Consider the following 25707-nt stretch of genomic DNA (forward strand, 5'->3'; position numbering starts at 1 on the left):
TCGCGCATGGCTTTTGCTATGCTTGCGCCCCGAACAAGCGGATAAGAGTCATTATGCAATCCTGGTATTTACTGTACTGCAAACGCGGGCAACTTCAGCGTGCTCAGGAACACCTCGAAAGACAAGCGGTAAGTTGCCTGACACCGATGATCACCCTGGAAAAAATGGTACGCGGAAAACGTACCTCCGTCAGCGAACCGCTCTTTCCTAATTATCTGTTCGTTGAATTTGATCCGGAAGTGATACATACCACTACAATCAACGCCACGCGCGGCGTCAGCCATTTTGTGCGCTTTGGCGCGCATCCTGCGATCGTGCCTTCCAGCGTTATTCATCAGCTTTCTATCTACAAGCCCGAAGGCGTTGTCGATCCTGAAACCCCCTATCCCGGCGATAGCGTCATCATCACGGAAGGCGCATTTGAAGGGCTGAAAGCGATTTTTACCGAACCGGATGGCGAAACGCGTTCGATGTTACTGCTTAATTTACTCAATAAAGAAGTGAAGCAGAGCGTAAAAAACACCGGTTTTCGCAAGATTTAGCGATCATTCAGAATACGACCTCAAATAAGGTTCTGGCGTTGGCATCTGTCATCGCCGCTAACCATTGCGGATCTTCACCACGCCATAGCGCAATGCGCTCCAGGATGTGAGGCAGATACGCGGGCTCGTTGCGTCGTGACGTTGGTTTCGGCGTAAGATCGCGAGGCAACAGATACGGCGCGTCGGTTTCTATCAGTAGCTTTTCCGCTGGAATAAACGGTAAGAGTTCACGTAGCTCAAGCCCGCGTCGTTCGTCGCAAACCCACCCGGTAATACCGATATAGAGCCCTCTGTCCACACAGGCCTGCATTTGCTGGCGTGAACCGGTAAAGCAGTGCAGTATTGCACTCGGAAGACTATCCAGCCAGGGATCAAGCAATGCCAGAAATCGCTCATGCGCGTCCCGGCAGTGCATAAAGATTGGCATCTGCAATTCGGCGGCAATTTGTAGCTGCGCCTGAAAGGCACGCTCCTGCTCCTGCGGCGTGGAAAAATTGCGATTGAAATCCAGCCCGCACTCACCGATAGCGACGACTTCCGGCTGGTTCGCCAGCGCAATAATGGCGTCTTCAGACGCGGATGACCACTGACTGCTGTCATGGGGATGGACGCCAGCCGTCGACCAACAATGGGGGTAGCGCCGCGCCAATTTTAACGCCTGCTGACTTTCATGGATGTTCGTTCCGGTCAGTAGCATACCTTTTACTCCCGCCGCAAACGCACGGGCGACCACATCATCACGATCTTTTGCAAACTGGCTACTGGTTAAATTAACGCCAATATCAAACATGCTTGCCCCCATATGACAACCGCCCTGGCGGGCGGTTGTGTTTAGTCTTCAGTGTGCTCGGCCTTTTCGGTTTCGGCCTCGTTATCTTCGTCGCGCGTCCGTCGCTTACCGACATAAAAGCGTGAGCAGAAAACGCCAATTTCAAACAGGCAGTACATCGGTATCGCCAGCAACGTTTGCGAGAAAACATCTGGCGGCGTAAGCAGCATTCCCACAATGAATGCCCCGACCAGGATATAAGGCCGTTTTTTACGCAAATCTTCTGGCGTCGTGATGCCCATCCAGCACAGCAACACAATCGCCACCGGCACTTCAAAGGCTACGCCAAAGGCCATAAAAAGCGCCATAACAAAGCTAAGATAGCTGGCGATATCTGTCGAAACCTGTACCCCTTCCGGCGCCGTATGCGTCAGGAAACCAAAGGCCAAAGGGAATACGACAAAATAGGCGAAGGCCATACCAATGTAGAAAAGCAGCGAGCTGGATACCAGCAGCGGTACGACCAGACGACGCTCATGCTTATACAGCGCCGGGGCGATAAAGGCCCAAACCTGGTACAAAATGACAGGCGCGGATAAGATCAAAGACACCATGAAGGTGAGTTTGATAGGCGTAAAAAACGGCGACGCCACATCCGTCGCAATCATTGTCGCCCCTTGCGGCATCTGTTTAATCAGCGGTGCGGCGACTAAATGATAAATATCATTGGCGAAATAAATTAACGCCAGAAAAATCAGAAGTACTGCGACGATGCAGTTTAGCAGGCGCTTACGCAACTCGATCAGATGCGTGATAAGCGGTTGAGTATCTTCTACAGCCATGTTTACGGTTTATCACTCGACGAGGGGGAAGATTCGACAACAGGCGCAGCGGATTTCTTCTCGGCGTCTATCGTGGCTACGGAAGCGGTTTCCGTCGACTCAGGCACGTTAGCTTTAACGGGCTCCGGCTTTTGTTCCGGCGCGCTCGCCTGTGTTTCAGCGGCGGCAGGGGTGACGCCCTCATGCTGCGTTTCGTTCCCTTTTACCACCGGATTATGGATGGTATGCGCTTCATCGCTCGCTTGTTCGGGATCGTTAGCGCTGTAGGTGCGTTTCATCGACTCCGCGGCCTGACGCAGTTCATCCATAGATGCTTTCAGTTCGGGAGTCAGATTTTCCAGGCTCGCCTTTTCGACTTTTTTCAGACTGTCCTGGAACTCCTGAAGTTTCAGTTCCTGAGTCAGTTCATTCTGAACCGTTGTCGCAAGGGATCGCAACGCGCGAATCCAGCCCGCTACCGTTTTTACCGCTACTGGCAATCGTTGCGGCCCCAACACAATGAGGCCGATAACGAACACTAACAGCAGTTCGCTAAAACCGATATCAAACACGGATTATACCTGCTCTTTATCTTGGCTTTTAGCGTCTTCCTTTTTCGCTTCGCCTTGCTTATCCGCGATAGATTTAGCGGTAAAATCAGCGTCCTGACTGGTTTTATCCTGTTTGGCATCATCATCGCTCATGGCCTTTTTAAAGCCTTTGATAGACGCGCCAAGATCGGAACCGATGGAACCGAGTTTTTTGGTGCCGAACAGCAGTACGACGATAACGGCAACAATCAACAACTGCCAAATACTGATACCACCCATACATGTTCCTCTGTGATAGATGATGAATTAATAGGGCCGCATTATACACATTATCCTTCGCGCTGCCTCTTTGTTAACCGCTTTCGCCCGCCCTATTCACATACTTTTACATACGACCGGGACGACATTGACTTGCGGCCTGAGTATTGCCTCGAGTGATAATATGTACCTGCGTGACACAACCGGCGTTGAGCGATAAAAAATCTCAACGAGTTTTACGCCAGCCAACCAGCCAGACAACTACGCCGCCGACCATGAGCCAGCCAGGCATCAATCCCCATTCAGGGCGGTTGACGAGTAAGAATGACCCGCTCAGTAACAGCGTTGCGCCAATTCCCAATAAATAACGAGACTGACTTTGGCGCACATGGTTTACCTGTAACTCGCGCGCAATCTTATCAACACTGTGCTGTAAATATTTGCCCTGGCGCAAACTGTCGTACACCAGTTCAGGTATTTCTGGCATTTTTTCGACCCAGAACGGCGCTTTTTCTTTAAGAGCCCGCGTGAGAGCCGGAATACCCACCTGATCTTTGATCCAGGACTCAAGAAACGGCTTCGCCGTTTTCCACAAATCAAGCTGAGGATAAAGTTGCCGCCCAACCCCTTCAACATACAATAATGTTTTCTGCAACAACACCAGTTGCGGCTGGACTTCCATGTTAAATCGACGCGCTGTATTGAAAAGGTTTAACAACACATGACCAAACGAGATTTCCGCGAGCGGCTTTTCAAAGATAGGTTCACAGACGGTGCGGATGGCAAACTCAAAATCTTCAACGTTGGTATCTGGCGGAACCCAGCCTGAATCGACATGCAGTTCTGCCACCTTTCGGTAATCGCGATTAAAGAACGCGATAAAGTTTTCTGCCAGATAGCGCTTATCTTCTTTGTTTAGCGACCCGACGATACCGCAGTCAATGCCGATATATTGCGGGTTTTCAGGGTGTTCATGGCTGACAAAAATATTTCCCGGATGCATGTCCGCATGGAAAAAGCTGTCGCGGAAAACCTGGGTGAAGAAAACTTTAACCCCGCGTTCCGCCAGCAGTTTCATGTTGGTGCCGTTCTTTTCCAGCGCCGCCACATCCGAAACCGGAATGCCGTATATCCGCTCCATCACCATCATGTTCTGGCTACAGTAATCGGAGTACACCTCCGGGATATACAGCATGGGACTATTTTCAAAATTGCGGCGTAACTGAATCGCGTTGGCCGATTCCCGTAGCAGATTCAGCTCATCGATCAGCGTTTTCTCATACTCACGCACCACTTCCGTCGGACGCAGACGACGCCCATCCGGCAACAGGCGTGGCACCCAGCGAGCAAGGCGATAAATCAGTTTCAGGTCTGCCTGAATTACCGGCAAAATATCCGGGCGAATGACCTTAATAACCACTTCTTTACCGTTTGATTTCAATCGCGCGGTATGTACCTGGGCGATTGACGCCGACGCTAAAGGCTGGATATCAAAGTCGTCAAACCAGGCTTCGACTGGTAGCCCCCCCATCGCCTCTTCAATCTGGGCTTTCGCCAGCCGACCATCGAATGGCGCGACTTTATCCTGGAGCAAAGCGAGCTGATCGGCGATTTGCGGCGGGAACAGGTCACGGCGCGTGGAGAGCATCTGACCAAATTTGATCCAGACCGGTCCCAGCTCTTGCAACGCCAGTCTTAATCGTTCACCCAGCAATTTATCTTTATGCCGGTTTGGCATCCAGAACAGCGAATAGCGCCATAATCGGAGTGGCAGTGTAAGACGCATTCGGGGGATGAGTTCATCAAGGCCGTAGCTTAAAAACGTGCGGATGATGAAATATAGGCGCCGTACTTCACCTGGCGTCATTTGGCCTCCAGTTTTTCCAGCCGTGTGGTCAGAGAATCTACGGCGCGCTCAATAGCCGCGGTTTCTTCGGCAAACCATGCGACTTCCAGCGGGCCAGGCGCCATACGCCACTCTTCAGTGATCGCTTCAGCGGCATAACGCTGCTGGCGTTGAAACCCGTGGCGCAGGAATTTAGCCCCGCCACGCACGACCTTACCGATACTTTCCGCCGCAATATCACCCGTGTATGGCGCCAACAGCTCCGCAGGATCGAATTCGGCGAGATCGGCGAGCGCCACAAAATTTTGCACGACCTGAATATCGCCCTGCACTTCCAGTTCGCCGCTGCGAATAAGCGCGGCCAACTGCTGACGATCGCGTAGTTTTGGCAAAACGCTAGCTTGAGTGATTACCGTACAGTCCGCTTCGCCTTCCCATGCCCCCAGCACATCAACCTGGCGTTCGCTGAATACCAGGACTAATGGCGTCGAAAATCCCTTTAGTTTCACACACAGTACTTTTCCCTGTAAGCGCGTTCTGGCTGATTTCAGCGCTGGCGAACGATACAGAAACGTATTGAGGAGACCTTCAATTCCTGCGGTCACTAAGGGTTTAAAAGGCATTCCACCCTCCTAGAATTTATAACCACGGTGCAATGCCACAACACCCGCCGTCAGATTGTAATAATCCACGCTCTCAAATCCGGCGTCCTGCATCATGGCTTTTAAGGTATCCTGATCGGGATGCATACGGATGGATTCCGCGAGATACCGATAGCTATCCGCATCGTTCGCGACCATCGAGCCAATACGCGGTAAAATATGGAAAGAATAGGCGTCATACGCTTTACTCAGCGGCTCAATGATAGGCTTGGAAAATTCAAGCACCAGTAAACGTCCGCCGGGTTTCAACACACGGAACATTGACCGCAGCGCTTTTTCTTTTTCCGTTACATTGCGCAAACCAAACGAAATGGTAATGCAATCAAACGTATTATCAGGGAAAGGCAGAGCTTCGGCATTCGCCTGCACATACTCTACGTTGCCGATCACGCCGATATTACGCAGCTTCTCACGCCCCATTTTGAGCATGGAATCATTAATATCCGCCAGGATAACTTTGCCAGTTTCCCCGACCATACGTGAAAATTTCGCGGTAAGATCGCCCGTCCCGCCCGCTAAATCGAGAACGGTTTGTCCACGACGCACGCCACTGCAATCAATGGTGAAGCGCTTCCACAAACGATGAATGCCAAATGACATTAAGTCATTCATCACATCGTACTTTGACGCCACAGAATGAAAAACGTGGGCCACCATGTCAGCTTTCTGCTCTTTAGCGACGGTCTGAAAGCCAAAGTGCGTCGTTTCTTGTGAATCTTCCACCATCTCAGTGCCTGCTTATCGATAAAAATGTTCAAGAAGTGTAACAGATTGGGCCAATTTGCCCTACTCTGCGCCAGGACTAAACTACTCCGTATGGGTTAACTTAACTGCTGCTTCACCCGTTCATCATTGGGATAATGTTCATCCTGCCGCCCTTCAGGGATCGATCGTAAACGATATTCTTCATCTTGCGTAACGGCCTGTTCCGCTAAATCCGGATTAATCTCGCGTTTGATTTCCACGCCTAGCCCCCGGAAAGCCTCCGCCTGAGCCAAAACGTTGCCACGCCCCGACGCAAGTTTTTTCATCGCCTGGCGGTAGTTATCCTGCGCTTTATCCAGACTCTGACCGATCGCTGACATATCATCAACGAACAACCGCATTTTATCGTAGAGCTTACTGGCTCTGTCCGCGATGTGCTGCGCATTGCGGCTCTGGTGTTCATAGCGCCACAGGTTGGCGATTGTCCGTAACGCCACCAGCAGCGTCGTGGGGCTTACCAGCATAATGTTATTTTTTAGCGCCTCGGTTATCAGTTCGGGCTGTTTATCTAACGCCAGCAGGAAAGCGGGTTCTACGGGGATAAACATCAGAACATAGTCCAGCGAGCGGAGGCCGGGAAGCTGCTGGTAGTCTTTACGCCCCAGTAAGCGAATATGATTGCGCACCGAGGCGATGTGCTCTTGTAAAGCGGCCTCGCGCGTGTAGTCATCTTCAGCGTTAAAGTAACGCTCGTAGGCGACCAACGTCATTTTAGCGTCGATGACCACATCTTTGCCCTGCGGCAAGCGGACGATGACATCCGGCTGCATCCGCGAGCGCGCATCGTTCTCAATACTGACCTGGGTTTCGTATTCGTAGCCTTCACGCAGTCCGGATGCCTCCAGCACCCGCGCCAGCACAACTTCGCCCCAGTTTCCTTGCGCCTTATTGTCCCCTTTCAAAGCGCGCGTCAGGTTGATCGCTTCCTGCGCCATTTGCGCGTTAAGCTGCTGCAAATTACGAATTTCGTGCGCCAGCGTATGCCGCTCCTGCGCTTCTTTGCCAAAACTCTCCTGAACCTGGCGGCGAAAACCGTCCAGTTGCTCACGCAGCGGCGTCAGCAGGCTATTCAGGCTTTGTCGGTTTTGTTCGTCTACGCGACGATTACTGTGTTCAAAGATACGGTTCGCCAGATTTTCAAACTGCTCGCTTAAACGCTGTTCGCTGTTGATCATCTGACGGATTTTGTCTTCCGCGTGTTGCTGAGTCGCTTCCAGACGGGTCGTGACTTCACGCAGATCGGCTTCCAGAGAGGTATTAATACTGTGCAGGCTACGCAGTTCGTTATTAAGTAACTCGCACTCACTGCGCCAGTGCGCTTCTTGCGCTAATTGCTGCCGGGCCGCGCTAAGTTCGATATCCAGATCACGCCGTTCTTCGATAAGATCGGCGCGGATTTGATCGGCGTGCGCTTTCGTCGCCAGCCAGCCAATCACCGCCCCAGCCGCCAGCGCCACGACGGCGCTTATCATAAGAGTAATATCCACAACACCTCTCCTGGAACCACACTGTCCTGCACAAAATAGAATTGTGCTGTATAAACGTCCAGTTTAAAAGGGATTTCCTGCGAGGCGCCACGCAAAAAGAAAAGGCCGAACGCGTCGGCCTTTGCAAAAGAGAGGAGAATTACAGTAGACGACGGGCCGCTTCCACGACGATTTTCACCGCGTGGCTTTCAGTTTGTTTCATCGTTTCCGCATTCGGAATCTCTTGTTGGGTACGGTTAACGATAACGCCCGCCACCATACCTGCGCGTAAACCCTGGCTTGCGCACATGGTTAACAGCGTAGCGGATTCCATTTCGTAGTTCATCACGCCCATCGCCTGCCACTCTTCCATAGAGCCTTTGAAGCGGCGAACAACGCGGCCAGAATAGGTGTCGTAACGTTCCTGACCCGGATAGAAAGTGTCGGAAGAGGCGGTTACGCCAACGTGAGTCGTGGCGCCAATCGATTTCGCGGCTTCAACCAGCGCAGTGGTGCAGGCAAAGTCGGCAACCGCCGGGAATTCCATCGGCGCAAAATGCAGGCTCGCCCCATCCAGACGTACGGATGCGGTCGTTACCAGAACGTCGCCGACGTTGATGTGCGGCTGAATAGCCCCCGTGGTGCCGATACGCAAGAAGGTACGAATACCCAGTTGCGCCAGTTCTTCCACGGCAATAGAGGTAGACGGGCCGCCGATACCGGTAGAGCAAACGATAACTGCTTTGCCATCCAGCTCAGCGCGCCAGGAGGTGAATTCGCGGTGAGATGCCAGCTTAACCGGCTTATCCATCAGCGCGGCGATCTTTTCCACACGCTCAGGATCGCCAGGGACGATGGCGAGCTGGGCCCCTTGTAAATCGTTTTTGGTGAGGCCGAGATGAAAAACATCAGACTTGGACATATAAAACTCCTCTGTGAATCGGGTTTGTCAGAAGAAGCAAAGAGACACTTTACCTAAGGCATAAAGATATTTTCGTGACAGCCATCACTATGACGTAAAACAATTGCACTCGTTTACCATTAAAAAGTGATGCGCATCACAATAAATAATCAGTATCGCCAGGCATTGAACAAAAGATAGCCGCTTTAAGGCAATGTGGTTTGTTACACACTGTCTATAGTTAAGATTGCGCTATTTTTTAAGGGTACGGAGAATACCATGACAACGACACATCCATCCGGCTTTGCACCTGCAGCTTCCCCACTTGCCCCTACGATGATTCATACGCCTGATGGGGCCATTAGCGCGGGGATAACGTCGATCCCCTCTCAGGGCGACGATATGCCAGCCTATTACGCCAGACCAAAGGCAAGCGACGGCGCGCTGCCTGTGGTCATTGTGGTACAGGAAATTTTTGGCGTACATGAACACATTCGCGATATTTGCCGACGACTGGCGCTGGAAGGCTATCTCGCTATCGCGCCGGAGCTCTATTTCCGCGAAGGCGACCCCAATGATTTCGCCGATATACCCACATTATTGAGCGGGCTGGTGGCTAAAGTACCCGATTCGCAAGTCCTTGCCGACCTGGATCACGTCGCCAGTTGGGCTTCGCGCAACGGCGGGGATGCGCATCGGCTAATGATCACCGGTTTTTGTTGGGGAGGCCGGATTACCTGGCTATACGCCGCGCACAACCCACAGTTAAAAGCGGCGGTAGCGTGGTACGGCAAGCTGGTGGGCGACACGTCACTCAATTCGCCGAAGCATCCCGTTGACATTGCCACCGATCTTAACGCGCCGGTACTGGGTTTATACGGCGGACAGGATACCAGTATTCCACAGGAGAGCGTGGAAACCATGCGTCAGGCGCTACGCGCCGCTAATGCGAAGGCGGAAATCGTGGTCTATCCCGATGCAGGGCACGCGTTTAATGCCGATTATCGTCCGGGCTACCACGAAGCCTCGGCGAAAGACGGCTGGCAAAGAATGCTGGAATGGTTCGCGCAGTACGGCGGGAAAAAAGGCTAACCACAGCGCATTACGATGTTTGTTGGGCCTACGAGACCGGAGTCGGTGTAGGCTCAACAAAGCGTCATCGCCACGTTAGCTATGCTTTACCACAGCATTTTTTATATTTTTTGCCGCTGCCGCAGGGACAGAGATGGTTACGACTGACGGCTCCTGTGTCTTTACGCGCGTCCTGCGCCAGCCAGCGCATGATCGATGCCATCGGATAGCCTTGCGCCAGCAGCTCCCGCCAGACATTCATATACGGCGTAACGTGCTGGAAAAAATGCTTATAGCCCGCACACAAGTAATTATGCGCAGGATGACCGGACGGCGAGACGGCAAAGCGATGCTTCGGACAGCCGCCATGACACGCAAAGCGGTAGTCACAGCGACGACAATCGGCGGTCAGGGTCTCCCGCTTGGCCTCGCCAAACGCAATAGCCCGCTCGCTATTATTTAAGGTTTTGATGCTGTGCTGGTGGATATTCCCCAGCAGATGCTCCGGGTAGACAAAGTGGTCGCAGTTGTAGAGATCGCCGTTCGACTCCAACGCGAAGGCATGTCCACAAGTCTCGGAATGTACACACAGTACCGGCTGCTGCGCCGTCCAGGCGGCTAACGCCACGTCAAACATCTGCACATAGACGCGGTCTACGTCGCGACGAACCCAGATATCAAAGATCTGGTTGAGAAATTCGCCATATTGCCACGACGGTACCGTCCATGGCGCCAGCGTCGCCGCGCTTTCGCCGGGCATCACCAGATTAAGTACCGATGAGTTATCGGTGCTCATTCGCTCCACCAGCGGGATAAACTGAATAAAACGCGATCCCGCCGCCAGAAGAAATTCGTAGACGTCTGCTGCATGACCGACGTTATGTTTTCCCACGACGGTTAAGGTATTAAAGTCGACATGGTGCGCTTTAAGCCGCGCCATTGCTGCGACGACCTGTTCATGAGTTCCTTTTCCAGCGCGATTAAGCCGATAGTGGTTGTGTAACGACGCCGGGCCGTCGATAGAGAGACCGATGAGAAAATGCTGTTCAGCGAAAAAGCGCGCCCACTCGTCATTCACCAGGATGCCGTTCGTCTGCAACGCATGAGTGATTTTTCGCCCATCGCCGTACTTTTCACATAATGCGACAACCCGGCGGAAAAACGGTAGCCCCATCATGGTCGGTTCGCCGCCCTGCCAGGCAAAGTCAATGCGGTCGCCACTCTGCGCGGCAATATGCTGGCGTATAAACTGTTCCAGCGTCTCGTCCGACATCCGCCAGTTTTTATTGCGTTCCGGGTACAGCGCCTCTTTTTCAAGATAGAAGCAATATGTGCAATCAATATTGCAAATCGCGCCGCCGGGTTTGGCCATTACGTGACAACCTGCTACCGCCATGTCAGACATCTCCGTTAAAAAATAAGGTTCACCAGCGCCATGAGACAATGCGACGTTTATCGTCGCCAGGGAACATAACAGAATGGAAAACCTCGTTTTGTGCTATGAGAGCGCTGGGCGATCATGACAGGAAAAACGATCTGCGAGGCAATAAAAGCCGCCGCGCTGCTTCCGGGGACGCTATCCGCCTGGTTGTCATTCATACGGAGAACCTTTTTATTATCAAGATCGCCAAATAGCCAGATCCTGAAAAAGACAGCGCGGAAAATAAGAAAAAGGGAAATGAGAAGAAAGAGGCGCTGTTAATCAGGTCAGACACGGGCGCTACCCGTCAAAGGGTAGCGCCGCATTGCTGCCGGATAAACGCAGCGGCCAGGATGGGTTATTTCGCCTGACGCAGATTGTGCGCCGCTTTGACCATGTTCGCTAACGCCGCGCGGGTTTCCGGCCAACCGCGAGTTTTCAGACCGCAGTCCGGATTCACCCACAGGCGTTGTGCCGGAATACGCTGTGCCGCCTTCTTCAGCAGGGCTTCAATCCACTCGACGCTCGGCACGTTCGGCGAGTGAATATCGTACACGCCCGGCCCGATTTCGTTCGGGTAGTCGAATGCTTCGAACGACTCCAGCAACTCCATATCCGAGCGGGAGGTCTCAATGGTGATCACATCCGCATCCAGCGCGGCGATCGAATCCATAATGTCGTTGAACTCGCAGTAACACATGTGGGTGTGGATCTGGGTTTCATCCTTCGCCACCGCCGCGTTGATGCGGAAGGCTTCCACACCCCATTCCAGATAGGCGTCCCAGTCGCTGCGACGCAGCGGTAGACCTTCGCGCAGCGCCGGTTCGTCGATCTGAATAATCCCAATCCCCGCCGCCTCCAGATCCGCGACTTCATCACGCAGCGCCAGCGCAATCTGTTTCGCAATCGTTTCGCGGGTCACGTCTTCGCGGGGGAATGACCAGCAAAGAATAGTCACCGGGCCGGTCAACATCCCTTTTACCGGCTTGTTGGTCAGCGACTGGGCATATTTCGCCCACTCCACGGTAATCGGTGCCGGACGGCTGATATCGCCAATCACTACCGGCGGTTTCACACAGCGGGAGCCATAGCTTTGCACCCAACCATTCTGGGTAAAGACGAAGCCGTCCAGATGCTCGCCGAAGTATTCCACCATGTCGTTTCGCTCGGCTTCGCCGTGTACCAGCACATCCAGCCCTAAACGCTCCTGCTCGATGATAGCCTGTTTGATATGTTCGGCGATGCCGGTGCGGTAGTTATTCGCGTCGAGGTTGCCCTTTTTGAAGTCCAGACGCAGACCGCGAATTTCCGTGGTTTGCGGAAACGAACCGATAGTCGTCGTCGGCCAGGCGGGAAGTTTAAAGCGGGCGCGTTGCGCTTCAGCGCGCACCTCATACGGATTCTCACGCTGGCTGTCCTGCGCGGTGATCGCCGCCAGGCGTTTTTCTACCGCGGCATTATGTACGCGACGGGAGTGACGACGAGCCTGAATCGGTGCGCTCCATTCCTCAAGCGCCGCCGTTTCGCCGCTGTTCAGCGCATCGCGCAGCAACGCCAGTTCACCGCATTTTTGCAGCGCAAAGGCAAACCAGCTTTTAACTTCCGTATCCAGACGCGTTTCGACGCTGAGATCGATCGGGCTGTGCAGCAAAGAGCAGGAGGATGCTACCCACAGCGCGCGTTTGCCCACAAGGGCGTTAATCTGCGCGTATTTTTCGGTCAAATCGGCGCGCCAGACATTACGCCCGTTAATCAAGCCTGCGGAAAGCAGCCAGTCGACCGGCAGACGTTGATGCAGTTCCGCTACATCATCTTTGCCATGAATGAGGTCAACATGTAGCCCCTGTACCGGTAGCGCGATAATAGTGTCCAGGTTTGGCGTCACGCCTTCAAAATAGGTCGTCAGCAACAGCTTCACCTGGCCGGCGAGCGCGTCGTAAGCCGGTTTGAAGGCATCCAGCCACGCCTGCGGCAGTTCCAGCACCAGCGCTGGCTCATCAATTTGGACCCACTCAATACCACGTTTTGCCAGTTCAGCCAGTACGTGCTGATACACCGGCAAAATGTCTTTCAGCAACGTCAGGCGGTCAAACGGTTCGCCTTTCACTTTACCCAGCCACAGATACGTGACAGGCCCCAGCAGTACGGGTTTGATCTTATGCCCCAGCGCCAGCGCTTCGTCCACTTCCTCCAGCAATTGTGTCCAGGTGAGTCTGAACTGCTGGCCTTTGCTGAACTCCGGTACTATGTAGTGATAGTTAGTATTAAACCATTTGGTCATTTCCGCTGCCGCCGCCGGTTCGCCGGTTGGCGCGCGACCGCGACCAATGCGGAACAGAGTGTCGATGTCCACGGAACCGTCGTTGTTCTGATGACGAGCCGGCACATTGCCTAACAGCAGGCTGGTGGTCAGAACATGGTCGTACCAGGCAAAGTCGCCTACCGGTAACAGGTCAATACCCGCTTGTTTCTGCTGCTCCCAGTGACGCGCGCGCAGTTCGCGCCCCACCGCCAGTAACGCTTCACGCGTTGAGTTCCCCGCCCAGTAGCTCTCTTGCGCTTTTTTCAACTCGCGACGCAGGCCAACGCGAGGAAAACCGAGGGTATGAGTCAATATTGTCATTTTACTTCCTCTCTTATTTTATTGAATCTGAAAGTAAAACTCTAAATAGTTCGGCTTGCAGGAAGGCGGCGACACAGCGCATCCCCAGGAGCTTACTGAAGTAAGTGACTGGGGTAAGCAAGGAAGCCAACGCATCTGCAAGTCGAAATATGACGAGTTTTAGACGTCTGGATGTTTACACATCCATAATGTAAAGGTACTGTATATTCCTCAAGCGCAATTTGTTCATGGCGAAGTGAAGGACTTTCATGATCGAAATTAAACATCTGAAAACACTCCAGGCATTGCGGAATAGTGGATCGCTGGCTGCCGCGGCGGCGGTGCTGCACCAGACCCAATCCGCTCTGTCTCATCAGTTCAGCGATCTGGAACAACGTCTTGGCTTCCGCCTGTTCGTGCGTAAAAGCCAGCCGCTGCGCTTTACGCCGCAGGGGGAAGTTCTGCTGCAACTGGCAAACCAGGTGCTGCCGCAAATCAGCCGTGCGCTGCAGGCGTGCAACGAACCGCAGCAAACTCGTCTGCGCATCGCTATTGAATGTCATAGCTGTATTCAGTGGCTGACCCCGGCGCTGGAAAACTTCCGTGCAAGCTGGCCGCAGGTAGAAATGGATTTCACATCCGGCGTCACTTTTGATCCGCAACCGGCCTTGCAACAAGGTGAGCTGGATTTGGTGATGACGTCGGATATTTTGCCGCGCAGCGGGCTGCATTATTCGCCGATGTTTGATTTTGAAGTCCGACTGGTGCTGGCGCCCGACCATCCGCTGGCCAGCAAAACGCAGATTACGCCGGAAGATTTAGCCAGCGAAACGCTGTTGATTTACCCGGTACAGCGCAGCCGACTGGATGTCTGGCGACATTTCCTGCAACCGGCGGGTATCAGTCCGCTGCTGAAAAGCGTGGATAATACGCTACTGCTGATTCAGATGGTGGCGGCCAGAATGGGTATTGCCGCCCTGCCGCACTGGGTGGTGGAAAGCGTTGAGCGCCAGGGTCTGGTGGTGACCAAAACCCTGGGCGATGGTCTGTGGAGCCGCCTGTATGCCGCCGTGCGCGACGGCGACCAGCGTCAGGCGGTGACCGAGGCGTTTATTCGCTCGACGCGGGATCACGCCTGCGATCATCTGCCGTTTGTGCGGAGCGCGGAGCGACCCATTTTCGATGCACCCACAGCGAAGCCAGGATCACAGCCGCGCCTGTAATAAAGCTTGGCCAGTGGGGCTGCTGATGCCAGATGGCAAGATTAACCAGCAGTCCTGCGGGAACATGCATATTATTCATGATACCCAGCGTCCCGGCGTCTACCTGGGTAGCGCCATAGTTCCACATAAAGTAGCCAATGCCGGACGCCACCACGCCGAGAAACACCAGAATGCTCCATTGCAGCGTGGTTTCCGGCAGCTTTTGCGCGTTCCCCAACAGCGACCACGCCACCGCCGCCACCAAAAACGCCCCCAGATAGAACCACGCAAAGGCGTTGTGCTGCGGCATGGGACGGGTCTCCATCAGACGTTTATACCCCACCATTCCGATAGCGAAACTGATATTAGAAAGCTGCACCAGGAGCAAACCGACCCAAAAATGGTCGGTCACGCGATCGTAGCGAATAATCCCGGCGCCAATCACCGCCAGCAACGCGCTAAATGCATAGCCCCAGCGCAAACGACGCTGACTCATCACATCGTAAATCAGCGTGATATAGAGCGGCGTCAGAACGGTAAACAGCAGCAGTTCGGATACGGTCAGGTAGAGGTAAGCATGGAAGCTCAACATATACATGATGCCAAGCTGCATCGCCCCCACCAGCATATACAGGCTGATGGTTTTTAGGTTGTGCCCGCGAGTACGCAAAAACGGCAGAAAAACGAGCGCCGCCAGCCCAACGCGTATCAACACCGCGAAATAGCTATCGACATGCCCGGCAAGATACTCGCCAAATAGACTAAAGGAGAAAGCCCACAGGATAGTGGTAATGATGAGTAGCGCCACAATGGATGTCTCTTAAAACAGGGAACACCCATTGTAGCGGAGAGTGAAGTTGACAACTGGTCAACTAACAAACAATCACATCAGCGTAAGAAAAGATCGCGCAGGTAATGCGGCACGGCGTTATCCGCGTTGATGCCGATCACCTCAAGTTCGGGATACAGGTCTTTCAGACGCTGGTGCGCATTGCCCATGATGCAGCCTTTGCCCGCCATCGTGAGCATTTCAGCGTCGTTCATTCCGTCGCCAAAGGCGATACACTCTTTCAGGCTGTACCCCATCGCCTGAGCGACCGCTTCCAGCGCATGACCTTTCGACACTCCGCCCGCCATCACTTCCAGACAGGTTAGCGTAGAGAAGCTCACGTTTACCCGATCGCCCCAGCGCGCGTTAATCGCCTGCTCCAGCGGCAACAACTTTTCATGAGTGTCGCTGGTGAAAAACACTTTGCTGACGCCCTCCGGCTCCAGCAGCGCAGGCTCAAACAACGAGTAGTTAAATACCGCCTCTTTGAAAAAACGCATTTCATCGGGGCGATGACGATTCATAAACCATTCGTCGTCGCGATAAACGTTAGTCACGATGTCCGGGTTCGCATTCACCACCCCGAACAGGTCGCTGGCAATGTCGCTGTCCAGATTATGCGTAAAAACCAAATTCCCGTCGGTATCGTGCACTCGCGCGCCGTTGGAGGTGATCATGTAAGACTTGATTTCAAGATTATCGCGGATTTGCCCTACATCGACATGATGACGACCAGTGGCAAAGACAAAATGGATGCCGCGTGCGGTCAACAGCTTCAGAGTCTCTTTGGCATAAGGGGACAACGTATGGTCGGGGGAGAGCAGCGTGCCATCTAAATCAGACGCAACAACCTGATACATAATAAAATTTAACCTCTAAGCAAAGCGATTTCCGCTGGATAAATTAGGCTTGTTGAAAAATTCAACAATGGCGTTAAGCGCGACTGAGCGCATGGCGTCCTTTTCAAAAAGGATCTCATGGTACGCGCCTTTGATAACCAGCGGTTTTCCCCCTTCACAAGGGTATCCCGCCGCGGCGCGAATTTCACAAAAACGATCGTGGGTGCGGTTATCCACTACCCGCTCTTCTTCCGCCTGAATCAGTAGCGTAGGCGTCGTGTCATCGCTCGCCCCAGCCAGAACCTGCTCACCCGCCAGAATGCCTTCGCGTACCCAATGCCAGGTGGGGCCGCCAACGCGCAGCTGCGGCTCGTCGGCATAAAATCGTAAGTTGCGCTGATAACGCTGACGGCTGTGGGTCAGCGCATTCATCCCAAACGGCAACGCCCGCCACTGACCGGTACCAATAGCGTAATCTTCACGGATACGCTGATGCCCTTCGGCCCAGTCGAGAATATGGCGCACCATAAAGGAAGGCAAGCGTATCACAATACCAAACATCGGCGCGGTGAGCGCAATAGCGTCGCACCGCACACGATGGCGTTGCAGGAACAGGGTGGCTATCGCGCCCCCCATTGAGTGCGCCAGGATATAACGCTTACGCCACGGCCCCAGCTCAATTTCCTGCTGCCAGAACGCCGCCAAGTCCTCAACATAATCGTTAAAATGATCAACGTGGCCCCGATGCGGGTCCGATAACATCCGCCCGGAGCGCCCTTGACCACGGTGGTCGATGATGAAGATATCAAAACCGAGATGAAAAAGGTCATACGCCAGTTCAGCGTATTTTACATAACTCTCAATGCGGCCAGGACAAATGACGATCGTCCGATCGTTGGAATCATTTCGAAAACGGACAAAGCGCACCGGAATGTTACCCACGCCGATAAACTCCGCCTCTTCCCGCTGACGCCAGAAATCGGTCAGCGGCCCCATAGCAAAAGCGGCAAACGCATTTTCTCTTGTTTCCCAGTCATTTTGCTGCTGAAACATCGGGTTTTCGGCCTCGTTTACCAGGTAAAATCGTTTTTTGCGTCGTGCCTGACACAACACAGCGGCAGTAGCGTATTGTGGCACAAAAACAGACAACCAGGGAGTTTCGCATGACCTTTGAATGGTGGTTCGCCTATCTACTGACCTCAACTCTGCTGAGTCTTTCTCCGGGTTCAGGCGCCATCAATACCATGACGACGTCTATCAACCATGGATATCGTGGCGCAGCGGCTTCTATCGCCGGACTCCAGACCGGACTGGGGATACATATCGTACTGGTGGGCGTCGGACTGGGTACGCTCTTTTCGCGCTCGCTCCTCGCTTTTGAAATTCTGAAATGGGCTGGCGCGGCTTATCTTATCTGGCTGGGTATCCAGCAATGGCGCGCCGCAGGCGCTATCGATCTGCATACTCTCGCCCAGACGCAATCGCGGGGTCGGCTGTTCAAACGGGCGATATTTGTCAATCTAACCAATCCCAAAAGCATTGTCTTTCTTGCCGCCCTGTTTCCGCAATTCATCATGCCGCAGCAACCGCAACTGGCGCAGTACCTCATTCTCGGCGTCACCACGATTGTGGTGGATATGATTGTGATGACCGGTTACGCCACGCTGGCGCAGCGCATTGCCACCTGGATTAAAGGACCAAAGCAGATGAAGGCGCTGAATAAAGCGTTTGGTTCGTTGTTTATGCTGGTAGGCGCGCTCCTGGCGTCGGCAAGACACGCGTGATAGTCGTGCCGGATGATGTTTATCCGGCCCGGAGGTAAATTAGCGCGAAATAATCAGGTGAATACCAAAGCCCGCAAACAGAGCGCCGGCAAAGCCATCAATCCATTTCGCCAGACGCTGATAGCCGCGGCGCATTTTCGGCAGCGCGAACAGGCTGGCGACTACGGTAAACCAGGCCAGCGTTTCCAGGGTGATTAACGCGAAAATACCCCAGCGCGCCGCAGCGCCGACGTTATCGCCGACAAACAGTGAAAAAACGGAACCAAAATAGATAATCGCTTTCGGATTCGACAGATTGGTCAGCAGCCCTTTGAGAAAACTGCGCCCGCTCTGCGCCAGTTCAATGTGCGGAGAAGACGCCGCCGCATCCTGTTTTTTCAGCGCGCCGCGCAGCATCTGATAGCCCATCCAGCACAGGTACAGGCCGCCGCCTACCATAATGATCGTATGCAGCCAGGCCATTTTTTCGATGATGAGATGCAGGCCAAGCAGCGCCACGCCCGCCCATACCATCACGCCGCAGGTAATGCCCAGTACGCCCATCATCGCTTCTTTACGCGAACGGCTGACAGCAGTTTGAGACACGAAGAAAAAGTCGGGGCCGGGGCTCATTAGCGCAACGATGTGCACCATTGCCACGGTGAAAAATAGCATCAACATAAAAATGGCTCGCGGGGAAATAGTTCAGTGAGTCACCATCCTGGCACTTTTTTGCCGGGCTGACTACTCTTCGTCATCACCATCGACATGCGCGCGGATGAGCGCCATGAATTCTTTCCCGAAGCGCTCCAGTTTGCGCATCCCAACCCCGTTAACGCTTAACATCTCGCTGGCGGAAACCGGCATCTGTTCCGCCATTTCTATCAGCGTGGCGTCGTTAAAGACCACATACGGCGGGATATTCTCTTCATCAGCGATAGCTTTACGCAGCTTGCGCAACTTAGCGAACAATTTGCGATCGTAATTACCGCCGAACGATTTCTGCATCACGCGGGGTTTGAGGGCGACGATGCGTGGCACCGCAAGCTTTAGCGGAACGTCTCCACGGAGTACCGGACGCGCGGCATCCGTCAACTGTAATGCGGAGTGCTGCGCAATATTTTGCATTACCAGCCCCAGATGAATGAGCTGGCGAATCACGCTCACCCAGTGCTCATGGCTCTTTTCGCGTCCCATGCCATAAACCTTGAGTTTGTCATGACCGAAATCGCGAATGCGTTGGTTATTCGCGCCGCGGATCACCTCGACAACGTAGCCCATGCCAAAACGCTGGTTAACCCGACCAATGGTAGAAAGCGCAATCTGGGCATCGTTTAAGCCATCATATTGTTTGGGCGGATCGAGACAGATATCGCAGTTGCCGCACGGTTCTTGTCGGCCTTCGCCAAAGTAATTAAGCAATACCAGGCGGCGGCAGGTTTGCGCTTCGGCAAAAGCGCCCATCGCATTCAGTTTATGCCGTTCAATATCCTGAAGCTGTCCGGCTGGTTTCTCTTCCAGACAACGACGTAGCCAGGCCATATCAGCCGGATCGTAAAATAGCATGGCTTCCGCAGGCAGTCCGTCGCGCCCGGCGCGGCCCGTTTCCTGATAGTAGGATTCAATATTGCGCGGGATATCGAAATGCACGACGAAACGTACGTTAGGTTTGTTTATGCCCATTCCAAAAGCGACGGTCGCCACCACGATTTGCAGATCGTCGCGCTGAAATTTTTCCTGCACATCGGCGCGAATAGTGTTTTCCAGCCCCGCATGATAGGCCGCCGCGCTAATGCCGCGACTTTGCAAGCGCGCGGCGGTATCTTCCACTTTCGCCCGACTGTTGCAGTAGATGATACCCGATTTGCCGCGTTGCTCCTGAACATAGCGCATTAGCTGGTCGAGCGGCTTAAACTTCTCCATCAGCATGTAGCGGATATTCGGTCGGTCAAAGCTACTGATCTGGATTAACGGATCGTTAAGCCCAAGCAGACGAATAATATCCTGGCGCGTGGTGTCGTCGGCGGTGGCGGTCAATGCCATAAACGGCAAAGCGGGAAAACGCTGGCGAAGCTGACCGAGCGCCGCATATTCCGGACGGAAATCATGCCCCCATTGCGAGATACAGTGCGCTTCATCCACCGCCAGCAATACCGGATTCCAGTGCGCCAGATGATCAAGAAAGTTGTCCAGCATCAGGCGTTCCGGCGCAATATACAGCAGACGAATCTGTCCGGTACGGCACCCCGCCATCACCTCAAGCTGCTGCTCGCGGCTTTGAGTGGAGTTCAGACAGGCCGCCGCCACCCCGTTCGCCAGTAGCTGATCGACCTGGTCTTTCATCAACGAGATCAGGGGCGAAACGACGACGGTCAATCCGTCCAGCAACAACGCCGGGATTTGATAGCACAGAGATTTGCCGCCGCCGGTGGGCATGACGACCAGACAGTCGCGACCGGAGAGCGCAGTATCAATAATCGCTTCCTGGCCCGGGCGAAACTGTTGGTAGCCAAAGGTTTCCTGCAAAACCTGTTTGGCCCCTGATTCCAGATTCAACACTTCCGCCTGCGCCACATTAACCCCGTTCACCATAAATCAAAACAGGCGCTATTTTCAGCGCCTGCGAGAGAAACTGCAATGTTTAAAACACAATCCAATCAGAAGATATCGTTAAGCATCACGCCGACGCCGACACGTGTCTGATTAAAATTATAGTCGATCAGCGATTCGCCATAGCCGCTGTACACCTGGGTATAAAGCCGGACATGTTTGGTGACCGGATAGCTTAATCCAACTTCCGCGCCGCCGTAGCCTGTATTCCAGTTGTACTGGCTTTTGGCACTTAATACCGCCTCGCCCAGGTGATAACCGATTTTAAGCTGGTAATAACCCATATATTTGGTGATGTCCGGATTATCGTCGGTACTGCCAATCACGTACCACGGTTTGACCTCTACCAGCCAGTTACCGTTTTCGGCCATCAGACGGGTATACAGACGGTTCCAGCTACGCGAGGTGGGGTCCGAACGTCCGTTAGAGTCATGGTTGTAGCCCATCTCTACGTCGCGCAGCGTCCAGCCGGCAAAGCGATAATCGGTAGCAAAACCAAGAAAAAGCTGCGGTTCGTAGTTGGTTTCGCGAAACGGCGAAGACTCTTTACTGTTGGAAAGCTGCCACCAGGATTTCTGCGTATAGGAAGCGCCCAGTACCGAGTTCGGCCCCAGTATTCCGCGCCACAGCGGAAACGCCAGGCTCAACTGAAATTTCACTTCATCTTTACGTGCGTTTTCAGACCAGTTGTAGGTACTTATGGCCTCTTTGTTCAGATCGCTGGTGTTCGTGTAGATCAAGTAGTTCGTGTCATAAGGGTAAAGCGTAAAAGGGTTATCATGCTCCTGTAGCATGTTAGCGATGATACTTCCCCGTACTGCAGGCGCATCATGAACCTCTTTTATCGTAGCTTCTTGTGCATATGCCGCTAATGGCAGTAGCGTGGCTGGCAACAACCCTCTCAAAATCGCCCGCATTCTTGACGTTCTCCTGACGAAGTATTTTCAGCTTGAATCATTCTCTGCCAACCATTTTTACATATTTACACACATAGCCGTTAGTTATCCCTTCTTAAAGTAGAAAACAACAATTAAGAAGCATAATATCAACATTTCATTAACCAATGAGGTGTCAGGAATCTATGTCCGCTGTACTTACCGCTGAACAAGCTCTGAAATTAGTGGGTGAAATGTTTGTCTACCACATGCCGTTTAATCGGGCGTTAGGGCTGGAGCTGGAACGCTATGAAAAAGCGTTCGCCCAACTGGCCTTCAACAACCAGCCGATGATGGTCGGCAACTGGGCGCAAAGCATTTTACACGGCGGCGTGATCGCCTCTGCGCTGGATGTCGCCGCCGGACTGGTATGCGTCGGCAGCACGCTAACTCGCCACGAAACCATCAGCGAAGATGAACTACGCCAGCGCCTGTCGCGGATGGGAACGATTGACCTGCGCGTCGATTACCTGCGTCCGGGCAGAGGCAACCGCTTTACGGCCACCAGTAGCCTGCTGCGCGCAGGGAATAAAGTGGCCGTCGCCCGCGTGGAATTACACAATGAAGATCAGCTGTACATCGCCAGCGCCACCGCTACTTATATGGTGGGATAAAAGCAGGTAAACTGTTGTTACACTTCAGATACGAGTTTTCCAGATGGACGCAAAACAAACACGGCAGGGCGTATTACTCGCTCTTGCCGCCTATTTTATTTGGGGGATCGCCCCCGCGTATTTCAAGCTGATCTATTACGTTCCCGCAGATGAGATCCTGACGCACCGCGTGATTTGGTCATTTTTCTTTATGGTGGCGCTGCTTAGCGTCAGCCGGCAGTGGCGACAGGTTAAGCGCTTACTGAAAACGCCAAAGAAGATTTTCCTGCTGGCCCTGTCCGCCGTACTGGTCGGCGGTAACTGGCTATTGTTCATTTGGGCGGTAAATAATCACCATATGCTGGAGGCCAGCCTGGGTTATTTCATTAATCCGCTGGTTAACATCTTGCTGGGGATGATTTTTCTTGGCGAACGCTTCCGTCGAATGCAGTGGCTGGCGGTGATTCTGGCGGTGTGCGGCGTGCTGGTGCAACTCTGGACCTTTGGCTCGCTGCCGATTATCGCGCTGGGGCTGGCGTTTAGTTTTGCGTTTTACGGCCTGGTGCGTAAGAAGATCGCCGTTGAAGCGCAGACGGGTATGCTGGTCGAAACGCTATGGCTGTTGCCGGTCGCCGCGATTTATCTGTTTGGCATCGCCGATAGCCCTACCAGCCATATGGGGCAAAACGCACTATCGTTGAACTTGCTGTTAATGGCGGCGGGTGTGGTCACTACGATTCCGCTGCTGTGCTTCACCGGAGCGGCTACGCGTCTGCGTCTTTCTACACTGGGCTTTTTCCAGTATATCGGCCCAACGCTGATGTTTTTACTGGCGGTGACGTTTTATGGCGAAGTGCCGGGCGCGGATAAGATGGTGACATTTGCGTTTATCTGGGTCGCGCTGGCGATTTTCGTGATGGATGCGATTTATACGCAACGGCGTAAGCATTAAATAATAAAATGGCAGCTATTATCTGGCTGCCATTTTATGTTATTTCTTTTTAGTAAATAGCAATACAATAAATAATATAATATTTGTTACTGGAAACACGCCCAACACACCAATAAACTTATTCCAACCAACAAACGTTAAATAACGGGCATGGATCTGGCAAAAGCCGAATCCCAACGCTATTCCAATCCCCCTCAAATTTAATGAAGTACAAATCGACAGTACAACGAGCAGGACAATAGCAATCACCCACCATCCAATCCAGGCTTTAATGAATTCGGCTTTAGAAAAAGGGTCTTTACCAAAATAAACTTGCCAGAAATTTTTCTCTTGCATTTTATGAAATCCATTCATTGAAATTGTTAATTACCAGATAATATATTTAATTATTATCTATTGCTGTGCAACGTAATTATCATGCCATTATTTACCATTACTGTCATTAGAAAATTCAGTGTGATATATTTACATGTGAGACCTGAAGTTGGTTATCAATATGGAAAAAATAATATGATTAGGATTATTAAAGATATTTTTCACCCTTCCCCCAAGGATACATTGAAGCGAGCAAAGTTTGTTATTTATACATTATCATCATGGATAATATTATTTACTATAATGCCTAAAAACCAATATCTTGATTTAATATTTATTATTGTCAATACCTATATCCATATTAATATTGGCGCGAAGAGAATCAGAGATTCAGGTTGCAGGGCACTTTATTTCATCGCATTGTCTATAGGTGTAAATGTCTTCTGTACAGTCAGTGTCGCACTCAATGGGGCTGATTGCGATAATATTGGTATACAACTCAATATTGCCTGGGTAATACTCACAACACTACTGCTATCTTTCATCGCTTCTTCAAAACAAGAACTTTCCTCATGATGAAGAACTTCCAACGGACTGGCGATTTAATCGCCAGTCCGTTGATTTTACAGCCAGTTCTTGCGCTTAAAGTACAAATACGGCGCAAGCCCCGCCAGAATCATAAAGATAATCGCGCCTGGATAACCAAAGCTCCACTTCAGTTCCGGCATAAACTCGAAGTTCATCCCATAGCTGGAAGCGACCAGCGTCGGCGGCAGGAACACCACGGAAACCACCGAGAAGATTTTGATAATGCGGTTCTGCTCGATGTTGATAAAACCCATCGCCGCCTGCATCAGAAAGTTCACCTTCTGGAACAGCGATTCATTGTGCGGCAGCAGAGATTCGATATCGCGCAGGATCTCACGCGCCTGCTCCAGCTGCCCGCCCGGTAAGCGCGCCTTGCGCACCAAGAAGTTCAGCGCGCGCTGGGTATCCATCAGACACAGGCGTACCTTCCAGCCGATATCTTCCAGTTCCGCCAGCGTGGAGAGCGCTTCGTCGTATTCATCGCCCTGATGCCCTTCCATAATGACGCGGCTCAGTTTTTCCAGATCGCTGTAGATGTTTTCGATTTCATCCGCTAACTGTTCAATTTTGGTTTCGAACAGATCGAGCAGTAATTCGTATGCATTACCGTCGACCATCGCCTGGCTGCGGGCGCGCATACGATACAGACGGAAGGCGGGCAGTTCGCGTTCACGCAGCGTAAACAGACGGCCATCGCGAATAGTGAATGCCACCGTAGAGTTACCGGCATGATCTTCCGCATCTTCGAAGAAGAAGAAGGAGTGGATATGCAATCCGTCTTCGTCTTCAAAGAAGCGCGCGGATGCTTCGATATCTTCCAGTTCAGGACGCGTCGCCAGACTCTGGCCCAGCTCAGATTGTACGCGCAATCGCTCGTCGTCGTCCGGTTCGACCAAATCAACCCATACGGCATCAATCAGGCTTTGTGACTCCTCGACTTCCAGCCGGGTCAGTCGGTTTTTTTCCAGTTGAAATGCGCTCAGCATGACCGGGACTCCCAATGCGTAAAAATATCGGACAGTTCAGATGGGCACACAGAAACAAATTGGGTTTCAGACCATTAAACAGCCTGACTCAACGCGACGGGAAAAAATGAAAGGTCGCTGACAACCGCTAAGGCTATCAGCAAAAAGGGATAGCCTTAGGAGTTGATCCTGGATAACAGGATAATGAGCCAGTATCTACTGGGTGTGTCCAAGGCGAATGTCCTCTTAGCGTAATCGTGGGCGCATGTTACGCCAGCAAAAATTTGCCGTCAACACGCAACGAAACGCGAAAAAGCAATAATTTCCCCTTATGCAGAAAGGTTAGCAGAGTGAGAGTATTTATCTATGATTTCAGAATATTAACATCACTATATCGCCGGATGGCGGCTTCGCCTTATCCGGCCTACAAATCAAAATGTTA

At 52.5% G+C, this 25707-nt stretch carries 27 protein-coding genes; 7 read left to right on the forward strand and 20 right to left on the reverse strand.

Annotated elements, in window-relative coordinates; genetic code table 11:
- The first annotated feature begins 53 nt into the window (after positions 1-53).
- Complete coding sequence (gene rfaH / locus ABVM99_RS21195; protein ID WP_001192410.1) at positions 54-542, forward strand: transcription/translation regulatory transformer protein RfaH; 489 nt, start codon at positions 54-56, stop codon at positions 540-542.
- Between the two features lie 7 nt (positions 543-549).
- Here the strand turns inward: rfaH and tatD are convergent, their stop codons facing one another.
- The 9 genes from tatD to udp form a co-directional block, all read right to left on the reverse strand.
- Positions 550-1332, reverse strand: a complete 783-nt coding sequence (gene tatD, locus ABVM99_RS21200) for a 3'-5' ssDNA/RNA exonuclease TatD (protein WP_023194990.1) — start codon at positions 1330-1332, stop codon at positions 550-552.
- Positions 1333-1373: 41 nt separating this feature from the next.
- The gene (gene tatC, locus ABVM99_RS21205; protein ID WP_000257554.1) at positions 1374-2153 is read right to left on the reverse strand and encodes a Sec-independent protein translocase subunit TatC; all 780 of its coding nucleotides are present in this window, start codon (positions 2151-2153) and stop codon (positions 1374-1376) included.
- A 2-nt stretch (positions 2154-2155) separates the two neighbouring features.
- On the reverse strand, positions 2156-2704 hold the full coding sequence (gene tatB, locus ABVM99_RS21210; protein ID WP_000459612.1) for a Sec-independent protein translocase protein TatB: 549 nt from the start codon (positions 2702-2704) through the stop codon (positions 2156-2158).
- Between the two features lie 3 nt (positions 2705-2707).
- Positions 2708-2962 (reverse strand): Sec-independent protein translocase subunit TatA, encoded by a 255-nt coding sequence (gene tatA, locus ABVM99_RS21215; protein ID WP_000508972.1) that lies wholly within the window; start codon positions 2960-2962, stop codon positions 2708-2710.
- 205 nt (positions 2963-3167) lie between these two features.
- Entirely contained in the window at positions 3168-4808 is a 1641-nt protein-coding gene (ubiB, locus tag ABVM99_RS21220) for a ubiquinone biosynthesis regulatory protein kinase UbiB (RefSeq protein ID WP_000187559.1), read from the reverse strand.
- Entirely contained in the window at positions 4805-5410 is a 606-nt protein-coding gene (ubiJ, locus tag ABVM99_RS21225; protein WP_001116091.1) for a ubiquinone biosynthesis protein UbiJ, read from the reverse strand. The genes ubiB and ubiJ overlap by 4 nt, the downstream gene beginning before the upstream one ends.
- A 9-nt stretch (positions 5411-5419) precedes the next feature.
- A complete protein-coding gene (ubiE, locus tag ABVM99_RS21230; protein WP_000229009.1) occupies positions 5420-6175 on the reverse strand; it encodes a bifunctional demethylmenaquinone methyltransferase/2-methoxy-6-polyprenyl-1,4-benzoquinol methylase UbiE in 756 nt (251 codons plus the stop codon).
- A gap of 95 nt (positions 6176-6270) precedes the next feature.
- Positions 6271-7701 (reverse strand): DNA recombination protein RmuC, encoded by a 1431-nt coding sequence (rmuC, locus tag ABVM99_RS21235; protein WP_023194991.1) that lies wholly within the window; start codon positions 7699-7701, stop codon positions 6271-6273.
- 139 nt (positions 7702-7840) lie between these two features.
- On the reverse strand, positions 7841-8602 hold the full coding sequence (udp, locus tag ABVM99_RS21240) for a uridine phosphorylase (protein WP_000045169.1): 762 nt from the start codon (positions 8600-8602) through the stop codon (positions 7841-7843).
- A gap of 258 nt (positions 8603-8860) precedes the next feature.
- Here udp and ABVM99_RS21245 point away from each other — a divergent pair, with 258 nt between their 5' ends.
- Positions 8861-9673 (forward strand): dienelactone hydrolase family protein, encoded by an 813-nt coding sequence (locus ABVM99_RS21245; RefSeq protein WP_000213959.1) that lies wholly within the window; start codon positions 8861-8863, stop codon positions 9671-9673.
- A 79-nt stretch (positions 9674-9752) separates the two neighbouring features.
- On the opposite strand, the gene ABVM99_RS21250 is transcribed toward ABVM99_RS21245, so the two are convergent.
- Entirely contained in the window at positions 9753-11096 is a 1344-nt protein-coding gene (locus tag ABVM99_RS21250; protein ID WP_021294455.1) for an anaerobic sulfatase maturase, read from the reverse strand.
- Between the two features lie 334 nt (positions 11097-11430).
- Complete coding sequence (gene metE, locus ABVM99_RS21255; RefSeq protein ID WP_023194992.1) at positions 11431-13695, reverse strand: 5-methyltetrahydropteroyltriglutamate--homocysteine S-methyltransferase; 2265 nt, start codon at positions 13693-13695, stop codon at positions 11431-11433.
- Between the two features lie 248 nt (positions 13696-13943).
- Here metE and metR point away from each other — a divergent pair, with 248 nt between their 5' ends.
- Entirely contained in the window at positions 13944-14897 is a 954-nt protein-coding gene (gene metR / locus ABVM99_RS21260; protein WP_000569786.1) for an HTH-type transcriptional regulator MetR, read from the forward strand.
- Here the strand turns inward: metR and ABVM99_RS21265 are convergent.
- From ABVM99_RS21265 to pldB, 3 genes are all read right to left on the reverse strand, one after another.
- A complete protein-coding gene (locus ABVM99_RS21265) occupies positions 14785-15684 on the reverse strand; it encodes a carboxylate/amino acid/amine transporter (protein ID WP_001196257.1) in 900 nt (299 codons plus the stop codon). The genes metR and ABVM99_RS21265 overlap by 113 nt on opposite strands.
- Before the next feature lie 80 nt (positions 15685-15764).
- Entirely contained in the window at positions 15765-16565 is an 801-nt protein-coding gene (gene yigL / locus ABVM99_RS21270) for a sugar/pyridoxal phosphate phosphatase YigL (protein ID WP_000285338.1), read from the reverse strand.
- 15 nt (positions 16566-16580) lie between these two features.
- Positions 16581-17597 carry a lysophospholipase L2 gene (pldB, locus tag ABVM99_RS21275; protein WP_000487682.1) on the reverse strand — a complete coding sequence of 339 codons (1017 nt, stop codon included), beginning with the start codon at positions 17595-17597 and terminating at the stop codon, positions 16581-16583.
- Positions 17598-17707: 110 nt separating this feature from the next.
- Here pldB and rhtB point away from each other — a divergent pair, with 110 nt between their 5' ends.
- Positions 17708-18328 carry a homoserine/homoserine lactone efflux protein gene (rhtB, locus tag ABVM99_RS21280; RefSeq protein WP_023194993.1) on the forward strand — a complete coding sequence of 207 codons (621 nt, stop codon included), beginning with the start codon at positions 17708-17710 and terminating at the stop codon, positions 18326-18328.
- 39 nt (positions 18329-18367) lie between these two features.
- On the opposite strand, the gene rhtC is transcribed toward rhtB, so the two are convergent.
- The 3 genes from rhtC to pldA all read right to left on the reverse strand — a co-directional run bounded on the left by rhtC (position 18368) and on the right by pldA (position 21834).
- A complete protein-coding gene (gene rhtC, locus ABVM99_RS21285; RefSeq protein ID WP_000928814.1) occupies positions 18368-18988 on the reverse strand; it encodes a threonine export protein RhtC in 621 nt (206 codons plus the stop codon).
- A gap of 63 nt (positions 18989-19051) precedes the next feature.
- The gene (gene recQ, locus ABVM99_RS21290; RefSeq protein WP_023194994.1) at positions 19052-20881 is read right to left on the reverse strand and encodes an ATP-dependent DNA helicase RecQ; all 1830 of its coding nucleotides are present in this window, start codon (positions 20879-20881) and stop codon (positions 19052-19054) included.
- 83 nt (positions 20882-20964) lie between these two features.
- Positions 20965-21834 (reverse strand): phospholipase A, encoded by an 870-nt coding sequence (gene pldA, locus ABVM99_RS21295; protein ID WP_023194995.1) that lies wholly within the window; start codon positions 21832-21834, stop codon positions 20965-20967.
- A 164-nt stretch (positions 21835-21998) separates the two neighbouring features.
- Here pldA and yigI point away from each other — a divergent pair, with 164 nt between their 5' ends.
- Together yigI and rarD are read left to right on the forward strand one after the other, a co-directional pair.
- Positions 21999-22466, forward strand: coding sequence for an acyl-CoA thioesterase YigI (yigI, locus tag ABVM99_RS21300; protein ID WP_001277136.1), 468 nt, complete (start codon positions 21999-22001; stop codon positions 22464-22466).
- A 43-nt stretch (positions 22467-22509) separates the two neighbouring features.
- Positions 22510-23397 (forward strand): EamA family transporter RarD, encoded by an 888-nt coding sequence (gene rarD / locus ABVM99_RS21305; RefSeq protein ID WP_000339081.1) that lies wholly within the window; start codon positions 22510-22512, stop codon positions 23395-23397.
- Between the two features lie 39 nt (positions 23398-23436).
- Here the strand turns inward: rarD and ABVM99_RS21310 are convergent, their stop codons facing one another.
- Positions 23437-23733 carry a hypothetical protein gene (locus tag ABVM99_RS21310; protein WP_001156607.1) on the reverse strand — a complete coding sequence of 99 codons (297 nt, stop codon included), beginning with the start codon at positions 23731-23733 and terminating at the stop codon, positions 23437-23439.
- Positions 23734-23907: 174 nt separating this feature from the next.
- Here ABVM99_RS21310 and ABVM99_RS21315 point away from each other — a divergent pair, with 174 nt between their 5' ends.
- Positions 23908-24288, forward strand: coding sequence for a hypothetical protein (locus tag ABVM99_RS21315; RefSeq protein WP_023139942.1), 381 nt, complete (start codon positions 23908-23910; stop codon positions 24286-24288).
- A 47-nt stretch (positions 24289-24335) separates the two neighbouring features.
- On the opposite strand, the gene corA is transcribed toward ABVM99_RS21315, so the two are convergent.
- Both corA and ysgD read right to left on the reverse strand, forming a co-directional pair.
- Entirely contained in the window at positions 24336-25286 is a 951-nt protein-coding gene (gene corA, locus ABVM99_RS21320; protein WP_000947139.1) for a magnesium/cobalt transporter CorA, read from the reverse strand.
- 155 nt (positions 25287-25441) lie between these two features.
- Complete coding sequence (gene ysgD / locus ABVM99_RS21325) at positions 25442-25498, reverse strand: YsgD/CorL family protein (protein WP_213083418.1); 57 nt, start codon at positions 25496-25498, stop codon at positions 25442-25444.
- Positions 25499-25707 lie beyond the last annotated feature (209 nt).

This window comes from Salmonella sp. SJTUF15591 (assembly GCF_043356435.1).
Lineage (GTDB): Bacteria > Pseudomonadota > Gammaproteobacteria > Enterobacterales > Enterobacteriaceae > Salmonella > Salmonella enterica.